Source organism: Vibrio sp. 2033, assembly GCF_033339735.1.
In genome coordinates, this window is sequence record NZ_JAWOVC010000001.1 from 320,253 (window position 1) to 335,437 (window position 15,185).

The following is a 15,185-nucleotide window of genomic DNA, read 5'->3' on the forward strand; positions in this document are numbered from 1 at the left end:
ACTATTGTTTAATTCAACCATTTTTTCAGCAAGGAGCGAAAAATGAGACAAGGAACTTTTTTCTGTATTGATGCCCACACCTGCGGCAACCCAGTTAGGCTGGTCGCAGGCGGTGTGCCTCCACTCGAAGGCAATACCATGAGCGAAAAGCGCCAATACTTTCTTGAGCATTATGATTGGATTCGTCAGGCACTCATGTTTGAGCCTCGCGGACACTCAATGATGTCGGGGTCAGTTGTCTTGCCTCCTTGCAGCGATAACGCAGACGCTTCAATTCTGTTTATTGAAACCAGTGGCTGCTTACCAATGTGTGGCCACGGCACCATTGGAACCGTCACTACCGCTATCGAGAATCGCCTTATCACTCCCAAAAAAGAAGGCCGTTTGATACTTGATGTCCCAGCAGGACAAATCGAAGTGCACTACCAAACAAAAGGTGACAATGTCACGTCAGTGAGGATATTTAACGTACCAGCTTACCTTGCCCACCAAGACGTAACCGTGGACATAGAGGGCTTAGGTGAGCTCACTGTCGATGTTGCTTATGGCGGAAACTATTACGTAATCGTCGATCCTCAAGAAAACTATGCCGGACTTGAACACTACTCTCCAGATGAAATTTTGATGCTTTCACCAAAAGTTCGCGAAGCGGTATCTCGAGCGGTTGAGTGCGTACATCCAGAAGATCCAACAGTATGCGGTGTTTCTCACGTGCTATGGACCGGAGAGCCCACTCAAGAAAACGCCACCGCTCGAAATGCTGTGTTTTACGGCGACAAAGCGTTGGATCGCTCGCCATGTGGTACGGGTACTAGTGCACGCATGGCGCAATGGCATGCAAGAGGCAAACTCAATCAAGGAGAAGACTTTATTCACGAAAGTATCATCGGCAGCCTATTTCAAGGACGTATAGAAGGCATTACCGAAGTGAATGGCAAAGCCGCTATTTTGCCAAGTATTGAAGGATGGGCACAAGTATACGGTCACAACACAATATGGGTAGACGATGAAGACCCATATGCGTACGGATTTGAAGTGAAGTAATAAGGATAGTAAGGAAGAATGATGAACCCACAAGAACCAACCACTTTTTACGCAGTCAACGCCTTTACTGGTGAGCCTCTACCTATTGCGTTTCCGGTACATGGAGAGCAAGAAGTTAATCAAGCCGCCTCAGCCGCCCAAAACGTTGCGCGTGAGTTTCGCCAACTAAGCAATGCAAAGCGAGCGAGCTTACTTTGCTCTATCGCCTCTGAATTGGAAGTGAAGAGTGAAGAAATCGTTGCTCGTGCTCATTTAGAAACTGCCCTTCCCGAAGCACGTTTAAGCGGTGAAATAGGACGTACAGCGAGCCAATTAAGACTATTTGCCGAGGTTGTGAGATCAGGTAATCACCATCAAGCAATTTTCGATACGCCAAACCCAGACCGTCAACCACTGCCGAAACCAGATATTCGTCGTCAGCAAATCGCAATTGGCCCTGTCGCCGTGTTTGGTGCGTCTAATTTTCCGCTCGCATTTTCTACGGCAGGTGGTGATACGGCTTCGGCACTGGCAGCTGGCTGTCCTGTGATTGTAAAAGGCCATACCGCCCACCCTGGCACCAGTCAACTTGTTGCAGAGTGTATTGAGGCTGCACTTGAGAAAGAGTGCTTACCGCAAGCCATCTTCACGCTATTGCAAGGCAACAAACGCGCACTTGGCCAAGCACTCGTTACCCATCCAAAAATTAAAGGGGTTGGGTTTACAGGTTCCGTCGGTGGTGGCCGTGCGCTGTTCAATCTAGCTCAGCAAAGACCAGAGCCAATCCCCTTCTATGGTGAACTAGGGGCGATTAATCCAACATTTATTCTCCCTTCAGCCATACGAGCAAACGCCTCATTGGCTGAAGAGTTTGTGGCTTCTATGACTTTGGGCTGTGGACAATTTTGTACAAAACCAGGCGTTGTATTTGTCTTGAATAGCCCAGAAACGCAAGCCTTTATCGAAATCGCTCAAGGGTTAATTCGACAACAATCAACGGCCACTTTGCTAACGCAAGGAATCCGAGAAACGTATGAATCCGAAGTGGATAAGCGAGCTTCCGAAACAGGCATTAACGTAACTCGTTCTGAACAAGCAGAAGTGACCAATGTCGCACCAGCACTGTTCGTGACGGACAGTAAAAACTGGCGTAAAAACCCGCAATGGGAAGAAGAAATATTCGGTCCTCAATCGTTGATCGTAATCTGTGAAGATTTCGATGACATGTTGAAACTGAGTGATTCACTGACTGGCTCGCTCACCGCAACCCTTCACGCTACCGCTGAAGACGAAGAACAAGCCAAGCAACTGCTTCCAAGTTTGGAAGAAATCGCCGGACGCCTTGTATTCAACGGTTGGCCAACTGGCGTCGAGGTTGGTTACGCTATGGTTCATGGTGGACCATATCCGGCTTCAACCAATTCTGCCTCAACATCTGTCGGGGCAGAGGCTATTCATCGTTGGTTGCGTCCCGTCGCTTATCAAGCTTTACCAGAATCTTTATTGCCGGATTCATTAAAAGCGTCGAACCCACTGGGTATTCAACGCGCCATAGATGGCAGTGTGTCCCAATAAAATCACCAAATGGCTCAAAAAGGCATCAACTGATGCCTTTTATTTCACTCTACTTCTCAAAACCTTCTTTCCTAGTTGGTTTGTGCCAGAAAAACAATAAACTACTAAAGTAAAATGGATTGGATACAATATTAATTTCACGGGAGACTTCAATGTCACAGAAACCTGTTTTTAAAACGCGTACTCAGCTCGTTGAGGAAGCAATTCGAACTCAGATCTTGAAGGGCGAGTTAAAAACTGGTCAACCTTTACGTCAAGATGCGTTAGCAAAAGAGTTTAATGTTAGCCGAATTCCTGTGCGTGAAGCGTTAGTTCAATTGGAAGCACAAGGACTCGTTAGCTTTGAACCTCACAAAGGTGCGACGGTCACTGAGCTATCTCCAGAGAAAATCAATGAGCTATTTGAACTGCGCGCTGTCGTGGAATGCCACATTTTAGAGCGCGCGATTCAAAATATGACAGACGCTGACCTTGAACGCGCGCGCGAAGTTCGCGAACGTTTCGAGTCAGTAGTGAACAGTGGCGACGAAGTAGAAGAATGGAGCAACTACAACTACGAGTTCCACAAAGCCCTATATGCGCCAGCCAACATGCCTGAAACTATGGACGTCATTTACAACCTGAACACAAAGTGTGACCGATACATACGCATGCAGCTATTGTTTACTACAGGCATTAAAAAGGCAGAAGAAGAGCACTTAAGCTTGTTTGAAATGTGCCAAAATCGCGATATCGAAGGCGCCAAGTACCTACTGAAAAAGCACATTCTAGAAGCAGGCACAGCGATTCGAAACCTGCTGCTTGAAAGGCAAAATATCAGCCAGTAAACGGAATAACGAATAAGGTGATATTCAAGGATGAATGTTGGACCAAAGTTTTTACTTGCAGCGCTACGACAAAAGATTAAAGAAGAAGGGCTTTGCTACAATTCCTTGTCAGAGAAAAGTGGCATCCCTTTATCTAGTATTAAACGCCACCTACATAATCCAGCTTTAGGTTTGGATAAAGTACTTATTTATCTGAACTACCTGAATACCGATCTCATCGAACTCGCAACCTTAGCCAACGAGCTTCAGCACCAAAACGAGCAAATGCTAACAGATGAAGAGAGCGCCCTTTTCGTTGAGCATCCTTACTTACTTGATTTTATTTATATGCTGACTTCTCGTGATATTAAACCGCAAGAGATAGCCCAAACTTACGGACTTTCTGATACAAGCTTACGATTCTATTTGCGTATCGCGGAAATTCTAGGATATGTCGAAAACTTCGGAGACGGCTTGTTTTACCGTTCTGGTCGTCGATTTATTATGGAAGAAGGTACGGCATTAGACACCTTATTCAAAGAGCGATTTCAACAAGATTCGCTTTCTCATGATATCAACCCAGGCGTATGTATAGGTCGCATTAGGCTCACCGAAGAGCAGAAAGTGCAAATAGAGGACGAGCTTTGTAATAAATTAGCGAAACTTAACGCAGTTAACACTTCCAACAATGAAGGTGAACTAATAAATATATTAATGCGCTGCACTCCCGGTGCTCAGATATTTTTCGCTGATGATTTACCTAACATTGACGGAAGCCTATTAAAGCACGTCGCTCAACTCACTAAATTAAGTTAAAGCATCAGACAAATAAATCAAACAAACCCCAGATAACATCATATATCCCTACCAAACTATTGATTCAAAGCGTTTCCTGAATCTAATTCTGATTTTTATTTAGCAAGCATCGCTTAGTCAACTAAGAACTTGTCTTAATTTCACACTTATTAATTGTCTTGTTAGCTCTTTTGAAATAGACAGAAAACTTAAGTAATGACTAATTTAGCTTAAGTATAAAAGACAACTTTTTTACGTTATTTACCTCACACTATTTAACTATAAATTTGCAGACGAACAAATTAAATTAATACATTCACCTGGCTAATAAAAACAAAAGCAAAACACATAATTATAATTCTATTATTTATAAGGACATAGAAAAGTGAAATTTAAGTATTCTTTAGCAACGGCAGTCACTCTCGCATTATTACAAGGCTGTGGCGGTGGCGGCGGTGATGGTTCATCACCTACTCCGTCCACTAGCAGTGCAAACGGTCCAACATGGAAAGCCGGTGATTTTAGCCAACCGTCGAAAACGTTTATCAACCAATGTGAAACGCCCCGCGTCGGACTGGACCCATATGACAACTATGCCGCCTATCCAGATAAATTGGGCTCTGCATTACACGAAAAACTCTTTTTAAGAGCTTTTACTAACGAAACGTATCTATGGTATGACGAGGTTCCTGATAATAATCCAGCAAACTACAAAACTGTTACTGATTACTTCAATACGCTGGTCACCTCTGCTACTACCGCGACGGGTAAACCAAAAGATCGCTTCCATTTTACCGTCCCTTATGAAGATGAGATGAAATCATCGCAATCCGGTTTAGTTGCTGGATTTGGTTTTAACTGGGCATTCCTACGTGGCGTACAACCTCGAGACGTTCGTATTTCCTACACTGAAGAAGCCTCGCCAGCTGATAGAAGCGGCATTGCTCGTGGTGATAAGCTTCTGAAAATCAATAATATTGATGTGGTTAACACCGGTAGTCAGTCCGACATTGATTTTATTAACAAAACGCTCTTTAACCCTGACATCAATCAAGATTACACCTTCACATTTGAGAGTGTTGACGGTCTAGAGAAAACCGTGACGCTTACCGCCTCTGATGTCATGACCTCTCCAGTTAAAAATGCCAAAGTGATTACACACAATGGTATGCGGATCGGCTATCTGCAATACAACTCCTTTGAACCAAGCGCTCAAGCCCCGCTTATTGAGGCGTTCAGTACGCTCTCAGCAGAGAATGTTGACGAGATCGTCGTTGATTTACGTTACAACGGCGGTGGCTTAGTCCTTCAGTCCTCGCAAGTAGGCTACATGCTAAGCGGTGCTGGTCAGAACCGAGTCTTCAGTGAATTGATTCACAATGACAAAGTGATGCGTACCATTAAGGATGGGGATAACATCTATCGCTTTACGAATCTAGCAATAGACTGGGCAGCACAGAAATATTCGGACCAAGTGCTTCCGACACTGAACAAAAAGCGCGTATATGTACTGACTTCAGGAGGCACGGCTTCCTCAAGTGAACTGTTAATCAACGCTTTGCGCGGCATTGATGTGGAGGTTATCCAAATAGGCTCAACAACCACAGGTAAACCGTATGGGTTCTCACCAGAACAAAACTGCGGCACTATGTACTACACTATTCAGTTCAAGTCGGCGAACGAGAAAAAATTTGGCGACTTCGCTGATGGTTTTATTCCTACTCCAAAGAGCCAAATCAATACCGAGCTAGGCTTAAACAATAGAGTGGAAGGTTGCTGGGTCAATGACGACCTAACAAAACCGTTAGGCGATCCGTCTGAAGGTATGCTTTCTGCGGCGCTAAACTACATGGAAACAGGAACCTGTCCGCCAGTATCCCCTTCAAGTTTCAACGCCATGCCGCGTAACATTTCATCTCCGGAGTTAAGCGATCTTCGCTCTCCGCTACGAACAGAGGCAATTCATGTTGAGATCAACTAACTTTTTACGAATGCTGATTCGGGTTGCGCTTTTCTTAGGCACTTCGATTTCTTTGATAGGATGCCAAGCTATGTCACAAGAACCCGTTGAAGCATTGAGTAAAAAGAACTCTCCGGAAACAGTCATAGAGATTCAAAACGCGATCGCAGAAATCCAAGGGACACCAGCACCTAGAATCGCAAATAACGTATTTGAATCCTCACCGCATTTGTTGATTGAAAAAGGACGAGTAAAAGGGAACAACAATCAACTGTTGGATGGCAGCTATACGGATCTTCCAGACCAATATACGTTGCAGATAAGAGGTGAAACCTGTGGCTTGTACTATGCCAAAACAGATACTTTTGTCTCTCTCAGTTCACTAGATTGTGAGCCCATCATTAAGTTTTAGATCTCCCAAAATAGAAGCCCGCTGATATCAGCGGGCTTCCTACTTTATTGTTCAGTGTGAAACGGTCAACGTTACTTTAGTTCAATCCATGCTTTGCGCTGTTGCTTATCCATGTATGACCAAGCTACAAAGCGGCTCACTTTCTGCCCTTGACTCATTTCAACCACACGAATGGCTTTCACACCCAATTTTTCAAGCTGCTTGCGCATCGGGCGAACGTTGTCTTTTTTGGATATAAGTGTTGTAAACCACAAGACCTGTGCGGCAAAAGCTTGGCTTTCATTCGCCATTTTTCGGATAAACGCCGCTTCTCCGCCTTCACACCACAATTCAGCGTTTTGACCGCCAAAATTCAACGCAGGCTTACTTGTCTTTACTGGTGCGGTTTGAGGTTTTAGCCCTTTCTTGCGCTGGTTTGCTTTTAGATTATCGATTTTACGCTGGCTGCCCATAGCGGCATCTTCCGCCGAACGGTGGAATGGCGGATTACATGTCGTCACATCATAACGATCATTCGGTTGAATGATACCTCGATAAATATTGGCATCATTGTATTGCTGTACCAGTGCAATTTTTCCCTTCAAAACACGATTGTGCTCTACGATCGTTTGAGCCGATTGGATGGATTTTGGATCGACATCGCTGCCCGTATAGTGCCAACCGTATTTTGTTACACCAACAATCGGATAAATACAGTTTGCTCCCACGCCAATGTCCAACGCTTTCACTTTTTGGTGCGCGTACTGACCTTTTACTTCACCATCAAGAAGTTCTGCCACTCGGTGAATGTAATCAGCGCGGCCCGGAATCGGTGGGCAAAGGTAGGTGTCGGGAATGCCCCAGAACTCGATACCATAATACGCAGCAAGCAATGCTTTATTGAGAATTTTAACAGCGTTAGGATCAGAGAAGTTTATGGAGTCTTCCCCTTTCGGATTTTTGATAACGAATGGCTTTAACTGTGGTTCACTTTCCACGAGTTTTTTAAAATCGTAACGACCTCGATGAACATTACGCTCATGCAAACCATTCTTCGCTATTTTTATGAACTCGACTTCGCTCTTTCCTGCAGGCTGCGAGGATTTGCGCGCAACTTTGTCTTTAACACGCTTCGGCTTGGCTTTATTCGCGTCTTTATTCTGAGCCGCCTTTGAAGTCTTTGGCTTTGCTTGCTTCGCGTTGTGATTATTGTTCTTCATTCAAATTCGCTTTTAAATCGAGGTAAATCATAAACAAACGAGCATCAAATTCGAGTTGGTGATACTCAGGCTCCATATAGCAACATAGCTGATAGAACGCCTTGTCGTGGTTTTTCTCACGAGTATGCGCCAACTCATGTACCACCAGCATTCTTAATAGTGGCTCGGGCGCATCCTTAAATACATTGGCAATGCGAATCTCGTTTTTCGACTTCAGCTTACCGCCATGGTTTCTACTGATTACACTGTGCAAACCAAGCGCGTTGTTTACCGCGTGAATTTTCTTATCGTAGACGACTTTACTGATTGGCGCGGCTTTCTTCATGTAGCGGTTTTTGATTGCCATGGCGTACTCATAGAGCGCCCTTTCGCTTTTGATTTGGTGCCTGTCGGGATAACGCTTCTCGAACCAAGGAACAAACTTGCCACTCGCTATCAACGAGCTCACCTGCTCTACGATGTTTTGTGGGTAGCCTTGAATGTATCGAAGTGACGGATGCATAGAATTAACGTCTGTTATGACAAAATAAAGGCGCTCAATATACCTGAGATAAAGGACAGTTTCACCTTAGCTTTCGCCTTTCATTTATTGTGAAAGGCCGTTAAACTTCGCCTCCCAATGATAATGGAGAGAAACTCAATGAAACGTGTCGTCCTTTACGTCAAAGACAAATGCCCTCACTGCAAAGATGCTCAACGTTATCTGGATTCGAAAAATATTAACTATCGTTTGTGCAATGCTAAGATGCAACGCGGTCGCAAAGAACTTGATGCGCTTGGTGCTCGTTCAGTGCCAGTTTTAAAAATTGGTGATCGGGTAATGATTGGCTGGAACCCAAAGAACTTCGAGAAGATGTACAAAGGCGACTAGTGCTCGGACGATGAATCTGCGCTGCGTTTAAACGTAGCGCTTGATAAAGTCGATAAACGTTCGATCTGCTATTGATAAATACCCCTGCTTGCGCCAAGCAAGTGCCAGATCCAGCGTCACTGGTGGTTCAAACGGTAAGCCAACAACGCCCGACTCATGTTGAGTCACCAATTCCAGTAACGCGGTAATCGCAAACTCTTGTTTTACAATACTCAAAATCAAAGGCAGTAAGTTGGTCTCGAATGATGACTTCATGGTAAACCCATGCTCCTCACTCACCTGATCCAAAAATTCGCGGTGAAAATAGCCATGCTGAAACATAACCAAATCGTGTTCAAAGAACTCATCAAAAGTAAGAGCGTGTCGCTGGGCTAACTCATGCTCAGGTGAAACAACTGCGACCATTTGGCTAGTAAACAAATGGTCAGTTTCTAGATCATCAGGCACATTATCACAACTGATCACACCAATATCGAGTTGACCATTGAGCAGCATACGACGAATCGATTGAGTTCCAGCTTCGACCAAGGTCAATTTTAACTCAGGGAATTGGCTTTTAAACGCCATCACAATTCGTGGAAAGAAATAACTGCCCATCATTGATGGCGTCCCTAGTCTTACTTCGCCTTTCGCTAAACCTTTCAACTCATCAATCGCGAGCTGCGCGTCGTGCAACTGTTGAATCACCCGCTTAGCATGTACAAATAACGTTTCGCCCTCTTTCGTTAAGCTGATTTTTTTATCATCACGGCGAAATAGGGTAACGCCCAAAGACTGCTCAAACTTTTTGATAGAAATGCTTAATGCGGGCTGGGCAATATGCAGGGCTTTCGCCGCATGGGTAATGTTTCCGTGTTCAGCGACCGCCAGAAAATGTTTAAGTTGTTTCGATTCCATTAGATCAAAAATATATGGTGTCCATATTTTTAATATATTTTTTTAATTTATAACGAACTGATAGATTGATCACAGTCTCTCCATTTGCTCACATTAGGCAGGATTCATGGTCAGTTTTGGCACACCGGAATACAAACGCATTACGCTCTCGCTAGCGCTTGGTTCCTTCTTGGTTTTTTCAAATTTATACCTACTACAGCCAATGCTGCCCACTTTTGCTCAAATTTTCACGATCTCAGAAACGCAAGTGAACTGGTTATTTGCGGCCTCAACACTCGCTCTCTCTTTTAGCCTCGTTCCAATGGCTGTGTTGTCAGAATCAGTGGGAAGAAAGCCAGTCATGATGGCTGGTCTGTTTTCGATTCCTACCCTTTCCGCTTTGATGCTATTTGGTGACTCATTTCTGTTTTTGGTGGTATGTCGAGCACTGATCGGTGTCGCGCTCGCAGCTTTTGCTGCAGTCGCCGTGGCTTACATGGCAGAAGAGCTCGACAAGCACGCTTTCTCGATGGCAATTGGAACGTACATTGCGGCTAACTCATTAGGCGGTATTGCAGGGCGTATTAGCGGCGGCTTATTGGCGGACAATTTCAGTGTTGATGTCGCCATTGAAGTTATGATGGTGTTCACTCTTCTTGGTGTCATTGGCGTTCACTATTTATTGCCAACACAGCGCAACTTCACCCCGTCATCAAGCAGCTTGCGCCATCAAAATCGTGCGCTTATTGGTCATTTTAAAAACCAACGCGTGTGGTTCGCAATGCTGATAGGAGGACTCAACTTTGCTTTGTTCGTCAACCTTTACTCCGTCATGGGTTTCCGTCTGGTGAGTGAACCTCACAATGTGCCCGTCGGGTTGGCCTCACTGATCTTTATTTGTTACTTGGGAGGGACTTTCTCCTCTCGTTGCGCAGGCCACTGGAGTAAACGTTATTCATCAATCCTCGGTATGTTCTTAGGCGCGATAGTGAGCATGGCGGGGATGTGGATTGCGGCGGTTGAAAGCTTGACTGCAATGCTATTTGGGTTGTTGCTGATAAGTTTTGGTGCCTTCTTTACTCATACCCTCGCCTACGGTTGGGTCGGTCAGAACGCCACTCGCGCCAAAGCCACCGCGACAGCGCTCTACTTAGTACACTACTACGTAGGCGGTAGCTTAGGAGGATTCTTACTTCTTTATTGTTGGCAACATGGTGGTTGGTCGAGTGTTCTTATGGGAGGAAGCGCAGTCTACCTAGCGATGTTTGCTGCAATTGCGTATTTGAAACACATTGCCGAAAGAAAGCATACTGACCAAACACCTGACGCTGCGAGTTTAAAGAGTAGCTAAGGTACGCTCATTTGCGTAATACCTCTCTGGTTACTTGGATAACCAACTCTGCTATGCTTGCGCTACTTTAATAAAAACCAGAAAGTCGTATGTCAACGCGTTCAACACAAAACACAGATATCGAAGCGATCACTCAACAGGTCGATCAATGGCTCAACGATGTAGTAATCGGTCTCAACCTTTGTCCATTTGCTGCCAAGCCGCAACGTAATAAACAAATCAAAATCTTTGTTAGTGAAGCGACTCAAGAAGAAGCGCTTCTAGAAGATATTTTATTGCAGCTGATTGAGCTGAGTAACACAGAACCCGAACAACTTGAGACCACGTTGGTTGTGGTTCCCAACATGCTACAAGATTTCTGGGACTACAACTTTTGCATAGATTGGGTTGAAGGATTAATTAAGCAGCAAAACTGGGAAGGTGTTTTCCAAGTAGCGACTTTCCATCCTGATTACTGTTTTGGCGGCGCAAGGCCTGAAGACGACGAAAACCTAACCAATCGTTCTCCTTACCCGATCTTCCATTTGATTCGCGAAGAGAGTATGGAAAAGGTACTAAAACACTATCCTGATCCTGAATCCATTCCCGATACGAACATCGCTCGTGTTTCCGCCCTTTCAGAGGAAGAACGTAAAAAGCTGTTCCCTTACCTATTTCGTTAAGCACCACCATTCCCAAAGGCAGATTTATCACCAGTTAGATGCAATGCCCTTGGGGTTCAAAGTGCGGTTTGGTATCATTGCCGCTTCAATCGATTCAATGGAAATTAGAATGCAACTGTCAAAGCTAACCCAAGAGATTTTTGATCACTTATACCGTGATATCACCGAGTTCCGTAGTACGTTCGACTTACCAGTCGCAGACGCTGCAAGCCTTGATACGCAAGCAGACACACTACACACCTCTTTGGCGATCGAAGAGCTAACAGAGCTGGCAGAAGCAGATTGTAAAACTGAGCAAGCAGATGCCATCGTAGACAGCGTGTATGTATTAATGGGCCGTCTCGTTCATCTTGGCCACAGCAAAGTAGAAGACAACCTGGCGATCAGCTACTTAATTGATCTTCTATTAAACGTTGCGGTAAACCGTGGTATCGAGTTTATTCCTTGCTGGGATGAAGTACATTCAAGCAACATGAGCAAAGTATGCCGTAACGAGCAAGAGTACTCAGAAACAGAGGCATTCTACGCAGAACAAGGCATCAAGTTGATGGCGGTGCAGAAAGGTGAATACATCATCGCGAAATGCGCCGAAGATTTCGTATCGGAAGGTAAAACCATTCGTAAAGGCAAAGTACTCAAATCTGTTTACTACCGCCCAGCAGATCTAAAACCGCTAACTCAGTAAGCGTTGAGTTTGGCTTTCTCGATTAAAAAAACGACCTCAAGTAGGTCGTTTTTTTATTGTCCCTAAATACTAATCAAAGATTAAATAAGGTTGCTCATCTACGATGACCTTTTTGACTTGAGTATTGAACACTTCCCCGAGAGCTTCTTCCGTTAGCACAGTATCGGCACTTCCTGATGAGTGCAGCACACCGTTGTTAAGCAGCAATACTTTATCTGCGTGCTTTAATGTGCGATTGAGATCGTGATTAGCAACCAATACTCCAATTCCCTGCGCCGCCATAGCGTTAATCAATTGATAGAGCAGACCCTCTTGCGCAATATCTAACGGTGCTGCTGGCTCATCCAAAATTAAAAACTGCGAAAAAGGATTAATGGTACGCCACACCTGCAAACATACACCTGCTAATCGGACACGCTGCCACTCACCACCGGATAATGTTTGAATACTGCGATGAAGCTTATCTTGCAGTTGTACCAGCTCCACCACCATATTGACGGCATCACGCACTTTGATATCCGCAATCTCAGCACCACTTGGCAGAGATAAAGCGAGATACTGAAACACATCAACATTAAACGCTGGGCGCGATTGCTGACACAAATAACCTCGAAGATGAGCTTGCTCTGACAACGGTAAAGTAAGCAAGTTTTTGTCGCCAACGTACACTTCACCACTCATACCCTCTCGGTGACTTAAAGTACCAGAAATCGCGGCCAATAAAGTGCTCTTACCCGAACCATTAGGCCCAACTACATGTACGATTTCGCCAGCTTTGCATTCAAAAGAAAGAGGCAATAATCGACTACCAACCGACATATGTTTAACGTGCATCATGACTCTTCACCAGCATCCAGATGAAAATAGGTGCGCCAATCGATGTTGTCATGACACCTAAAGGTAACTCTGCGGAGTCCAATAACAGTCTTGCGCCGATGTCAGCAAATACAAGCAACGCAGCACCAGATATTGCAGAAAGTGGCAATAAATAACGGTTTTCCGTACCAAAAGCCAAACGCAACAAGTGCGGCACCACCAAACCAACAAAACTGATGATGCCACCCAAAGCGACTGAACTACCCACCAAAACAGAAATGGCGAGGATCAGTTTCCAACGCATTTGATGCACATCGACACCCAATTGGGTCGCATGAATCTCACCCAGCATCAATTTATCAAGCGACTTGCCTTTACAACATAACCAGATAAGCACCGGTAACATCACCAAAGTAACGGTATGTTGATACCAACTTGCACCGCCAATACTGCCCATTAACCAATACATCAGTTGGCGTAAACTGAGATCATCACTAAAGTAAAATGCCCACGTCACAATCGCGCTCGATAAAATACCCAATGCGACCCCAACCAAAAGCAATCGAGCCGTCGTCAGGTGCATTGCCCTTGCTATCGCCACCAAAACAAACGTGAATACCATCGAGCCAGCAATCGCTGCCAACATAAAAACAATCGGGGTAGGAAGAACAGGTGACGCGAACATGATTAAGACCATTGCTAAGCTTGCGCCACCAGAGATACCAAGCACGCCAGGTTCAGCCAACACGTTCCCAAGCAACACTTGTAACGTCGCGCCAGATACCGCTAACGCAGCACCAATAATTGCCGCAGACACTAACCTCGGTAAACGCAAGTCCACCAATAACTTCTGTTCAAATGCAGATAAGGATTGAAAAGGAGAAAGAAAAATTTCTCCGACCATCAAGTGAATGGCAGAGAGTACAGCGAGCACGATCGACATAACCATCAGGTTACGTTGCCAGCGTCGCTCCTTGTTCAGGATAAGTTGTTGAAAATCCATAGCAGCCGATACAAACAAACGAGGCTTAACCTTACAGTTAAGCCTCGGTAAATTGCAATTAACTTCTCAAAGCAATGTTGGATTAATCGTAAACCAACTCACCCTCTTCAAAACGGGTTTTCACTTCACAAACCATCAGAGCTGCGCGTTGACCTATTGCGACGTGGCGATTCGGGAAGACAATCGCTTCGTTTTCATTCTTCGCCATTAATGGTTTGTCGCCATCATGACCAAACACTTCGCCGTGAACAAATGAGGTGAAGTTTTCAACATTGTCGTCGAACATAAAGTCAAAGTCTTCGTTCAAACGAACGATTGTGCGACTTACGCGATACTTAATGCATGGTTTTGGTAGGTGTTCTGGCTTCGTTTCCGCAATCAAATTACGTAAAGACAAATCAAACGCGGTCAGTTTATCGAGGTCATTTTCACCAATACGAGCCACGCGTCCAAGCTCCATCGTGAGAGCCTGCGCACCAAAGTTCTCGGCACTGTACCAGCTAAACGTACTCGATGGTGAGTTTGACAGGAGCACAGCTTCAATGTGTGCACTGTCCAAGAAATCGATCAATGCCTTGCTGCGCACAGGATGACGAGTCTTAGGACTTACTGCAAACGTATAGTGCTTCGAGCCTCTAATCGCGCAGTGTAAATCAAGGTGCCAGCGTGTTGTCGGGTCGGTATCCTGATAAAAATCTCGAACAAGCAGCTTAAGCGTATCGGCGATAACAAGCTCTTTTGTCTGTTTGTGTTCTTTTTCGTCAAACAGACGGTTGAGGTTTTCTTCAAGGAATCGCGTGTGCGCCAGAGTGGATTCTGGGTGAGCAATAATGAACAGACAACGGGTATCGACCGTCTGGAACCCAGATTCTATGTCTTGAATAATGGAATCCACCAGCTCCATCGGTGCGGTTTCATCTCCGTGAACCCCACAAGAGATGATGATGTTCTTCGTATCCTGAGTATAATTCGCAGGGATTACTTCTAATACACCACGCTGATAGAGTTTAAGTTTTACACCGTTAGAAAGCACCTGCTCCGCTGGTGCAACATCAATATGAACATCTAACGTGTCAGTTAAAAACGATTGGCGAAAGAGAGATTTCGTCATGCGTTACTCCTTAATAGCACGGCGGATATGTTAATAAATT

General features: G+C 44.9%; 16 protein-coding genes. 10 read left to right on the forward strand and 6 right to left on the reverse strand.

The annotated features are described in order from the left end of the window. Positions 1-42 precede the first annotated feature (42 nt). The 6 genes from R7P74_RS01390 (at position 43) to R7P74_RS01415 (ending at position 6,571) form a co-directional block, all read left to right on the forward strand. A complete protein-coding gene (locus R7P74_RS01390; protein ID WP_318122580.1) occupies positions 43-1,044 on the forward strand; it encodes a 4-hydroxyproline epimerase in 1,002 nt (333 codons plus the stop codon). Between the two features lie 21 nt (positions 1,045-1,065). Beyond that, positions 1,066-2,598 (forward strand): aldehyde dehydrogenase (NADP(+)), encoded by a 1,533-nt coding sequence (locus R7P74_RS01395; RefSeq protein ID WP_258669631.1) that lies wholly within the window; start codon positions 1,066-1,068, stop codon positions 2,596-2,598. Between the two features lie 152 nt (positions 2,599-2,750). Further along, positions 2,751-3,425 (forward strand): GntR family transcriptional regulator, encoded by a 675-nt coding sequence (locus tag R7P74_RS01400; protein ID WP_005377862.1) that lies wholly within the window; start codon positions 2,751-2,753, stop codon positions 3,423-3,425. A 30-nt stretch (positions 3,426-3,455) separates the two neighbouring features. After that, on the forward strand, positions 3,456-4,220 hold the full coding sequence (locus R7P74_RS01405) for a hypothetical protein (protein WP_017633951.1): 765 nt from the start codon (positions 3,456-3,458) through the stop codon (positions 4,218-4,220). A 364-nt stretch (positions 4,221-4,584) separates the two neighbouring features. Next, complete coding sequence (locus R7P74_RS01410; protein WP_225472828.1) at positions 4,585-6,180, forward strand: S41 family peptidase; 1,596 nt, start codon at positions 4,585-4,587, stop codon at positions 6,178-6,180. Between the two features lie 70 nt (positions 6,181-6,250). Next, positions 6,251-6,571, forward strand: a complete 321-nt coding sequence (locus R7P74_RS01415; protein WP_005397755.1) for a hypothetical protein — start codon at positions 6,251-6,253, stop codon at positions 6,569-6,571. Positions 6,572-6,642: 71 nt separating this feature from the next. Here R7P74_RS01415 and rlmF read toward each other — a convergent pair whose 3' ends face one another. Together rlmF and R7P74_RS01425 are read right to left on the reverse strand one after the other, a co-directional pair. After that, positions 6,643-7,770, reverse strand: a complete 1,128-nt coding sequence (rlmF, locus tag R7P74_RS01420; RefSeq protein ID WP_115385898.1) for a 23S rRNA (adenine(1618)-N(6))-methyltransferase RlmF — start codon at positions 7,768-7,770, stop codon at positions 6,643-6,645. Then, the gene (locus R7P74_RS01425; RefSeq protein ID WP_005377870.1) at positions 7,757-8,272 is read right to left on the reverse strand and encodes a M48 metallopeptidase family protein; all 516 of its coding nucleotides are present in this window, start codon (positions 8,270-8,272) and stop codon (positions 7,757-7,759) included. The genes rlmF and R7P74_RS01425 overlap by 14 nt, the downstream gene beginning before the upstream one ends. 138 nt (positions 8,273-8,410) lie before the next feature. Here R7P74_RS01425 and R7P74_RS01430 point away from each other — a divergent pair, with 138 nt between their 5' ends. Beyond that, on the forward strand, positions 8,411-8,641 hold the full coding sequence (locus R7P74_RS01430; RefSeq protein ID WP_005377871.1) for a glutaredoxin family protein: 231 nt from the start codon (positions 8,411-8,413) through the stop codon (positions 8,639-8,641). A 27-nt stretch (positions 8,642-8,668) separates the two neighbouring features. Here R7P74_RS01430 and R7P74_RS01435 read toward each other — a convergent pair whose 3' ends face one another. Further along, positions 8,669-9,538, reverse strand: coding sequence for a LysR family transcriptional regulator (locus tag R7P74_RS01435; protein WP_005389786.1), 870 nt, complete (start codon positions 9,536-9,538; stop codon positions 8,669-8,671). A 106-nt stretch (positions 9,539-9,644) separates the two neighbouring features. Here R7P74_RS01435 and R7P74_RS01440 point away from each other — a divergent pair, with 106 nt between their 5' ends. The 3 genes from R7P74_RS01440 (at position 9,645) to R7P74_RS01450 (ending at position 12,215) form a co-directional block, all read left to right on the forward strand. Continuing rightward, complete coding sequence (locus R7P74_RS01440) at positions 9,645-10,868, forward strand: MFS transporter (RefSeq protein ID WP_047100700.1); 1,224 nt, start codon at positions 9,645-9,647, stop codon at positions 10,866-10,868. A gap of 89 nt (positions 10,869-10,957) precedes the next feature. Beyond that, on the forward strand, positions 10,958-11,530 hold the full coding sequence (locus R7P74_RS01445) for a DUF1415 domain-containing protein (protein WP_025766766.1): 573 nt from the start codon (positions 10,958-10,960) through the stop codon (positions 11,528-11,530). 109 nt (positions 11,531-11,639) lie between these two features. After that, a complete protein-coding gene (locus tag R7P74_RS01450; protein ID WP_005377875.1) occupies positions 11,640-12,215 on the forward strand; it encodes a nucleoside triphosphate pyrophosphohydrolase family protein in 576 nt (191 codons plus the stop codon). 69 nt (positions 12,216-12,284) lie between these two features. Here R7P74_RS01450 and btuD read toward each other — a convergent pair whose 3' ends face one another. The 3 genes from btuD to R7P74_RS01465 form a co-directional block, all read right to left on the reverse strand. Further along, positions 12,285-13,052 (reverse strand): vitamin B12 ABC transporter ATP-binding protein BtuD, encoded by a 768-nt coding sequence (gene btuD / locus R7P74_RS01455; protein ID WP_318122581.1) that lies wholly within the window; start codon positions 13,050-13,052, stop codon positions 12,285-12,287. After that, positions 13,039-14,034, reverse strand: a complete 996-nt coding sequence (gene btuC, locus R7P74_RS01460; protein ID WP_042521936.1) for a vitamin B12 ABC transporter permease BtuC — start codon at positions 14,032-14,034, stop codon at positions 13,039-13,041. The genes btuD and btuC overlap by 14 nt, the downstream gene beginning before the upstream one ends. Before the next feature lie 82 nt (positions 14,035-14,116). Next, positions 14,117-15,145, reverse strand: a complete 1,029-nt coding sequence (locus tag R7P74_RS01465) for a succinylglutamate desuccinylase (RefSeq protein ID WP_005377878.1) — start codon at positions 15,143-15,145, stop codon at positions 14,117-14,119. Between the last annotated feature and the right edge of the window lie 40 nt (positions 15,146-15,185).

Coding starts and splice junctions, on each gene's coding strand:
- R7P74_RS01390 (WP_318122580.1), top strand. CDS start 43: ATGAGACAAGGAACTTTTTTCTGTATTGATGCCCACACCTGCGGCAAC.
- R7P74_RS01395 (WP_258669631.1), top strand. CDS start 1,066: ATGAACCCACAAGAACCAACCACTTTTTACGCAGTCAACGCCTTTACT.
- R7P74_RS01400 (WP_005377862.1), top strand. CDS start 2,751: ATGTCACAGAAACCTGTTTTTAAAACGCGTACTCAGCTCGTTGAGGAA.
- R7P74_RS01405 (WP_017633951.1), top strand. CDS start 3,456: ATGAATGTTGGACCAAAGTTTTTACTTGCAGCGCTACGACAAAAGATT.
- R7P74_RS01415 (WP_005397755.1), top strand. CDS start 6,251: ATGTCACAAGAACCCGTTGAAGCATTGAGTAAAAAGAACTCTCCGGAA.
- rlmF (WP_115385898.1), bottom strand. CDS start 7,770: ATGAAGAACAATAATCACAACGCGAAGCAAGCAAAGCCAAAGACTTCA.
- R7P74_RS01425 (WP_005377870.1), bottom strand. CDS start 8,272: ATGCATCCGTCACTTCGATACATTCAAGGCTACCCACAAAACATCGTA.
- R7P74_RS01430 (WP_005377871.1), top strand. CDS start 8,411: ATGAAACGTGTCGTCCTTTACGTCAAAGACAAATGCCCTCACTGCAAA.
- R7P74_RS01435 (WP_005389786.1), bottom strand. CDS start 9,538: ATGGAATCGAAACAACTTAAACATTTTCTGGCGGTCGCTGAACACGGA.
- R7P74_RS01440 (WP_047100700.1), top strand. CDS start 9,645: ATGGTCAGTTTTGGCACACCGGAATACAAACGCATTACGCTCTCGCTA.
- R7P74_RS01445 (WP_025766766.1), top strand. CDS start 10,958: ATGTCAACGCGTTCAACACAAAACACAGATATCGAAGCGATCACTCAA.
- R7P74_RS01450 (WP_005377875.1), top strand. CDS start 11,640: ATGCAACTGTCAAAGCTAACCCAAGAGATTTTTGATCACTTATACCGT.
- btuD (WP_318122581.1), bottom strand. CDS start 13,052: ATGATGCACGTTAAACATATGTCGGTTGGTAGTCGATTATTGCCTCTT.
- btuC (WP_042521936.1), bottom strand. CDS start 14,034: ATGGATTTTCAACAACTTATCCTGAACAAGGAGCGACGCTGGCAACGT.
- R7P74_RS01465 (WP_005377878.1), bottom strand. CDS start 15,145: ATGACGAAATCTCTCTTTCGCCAATCGTTTTTAACTGACACGTTAGAT.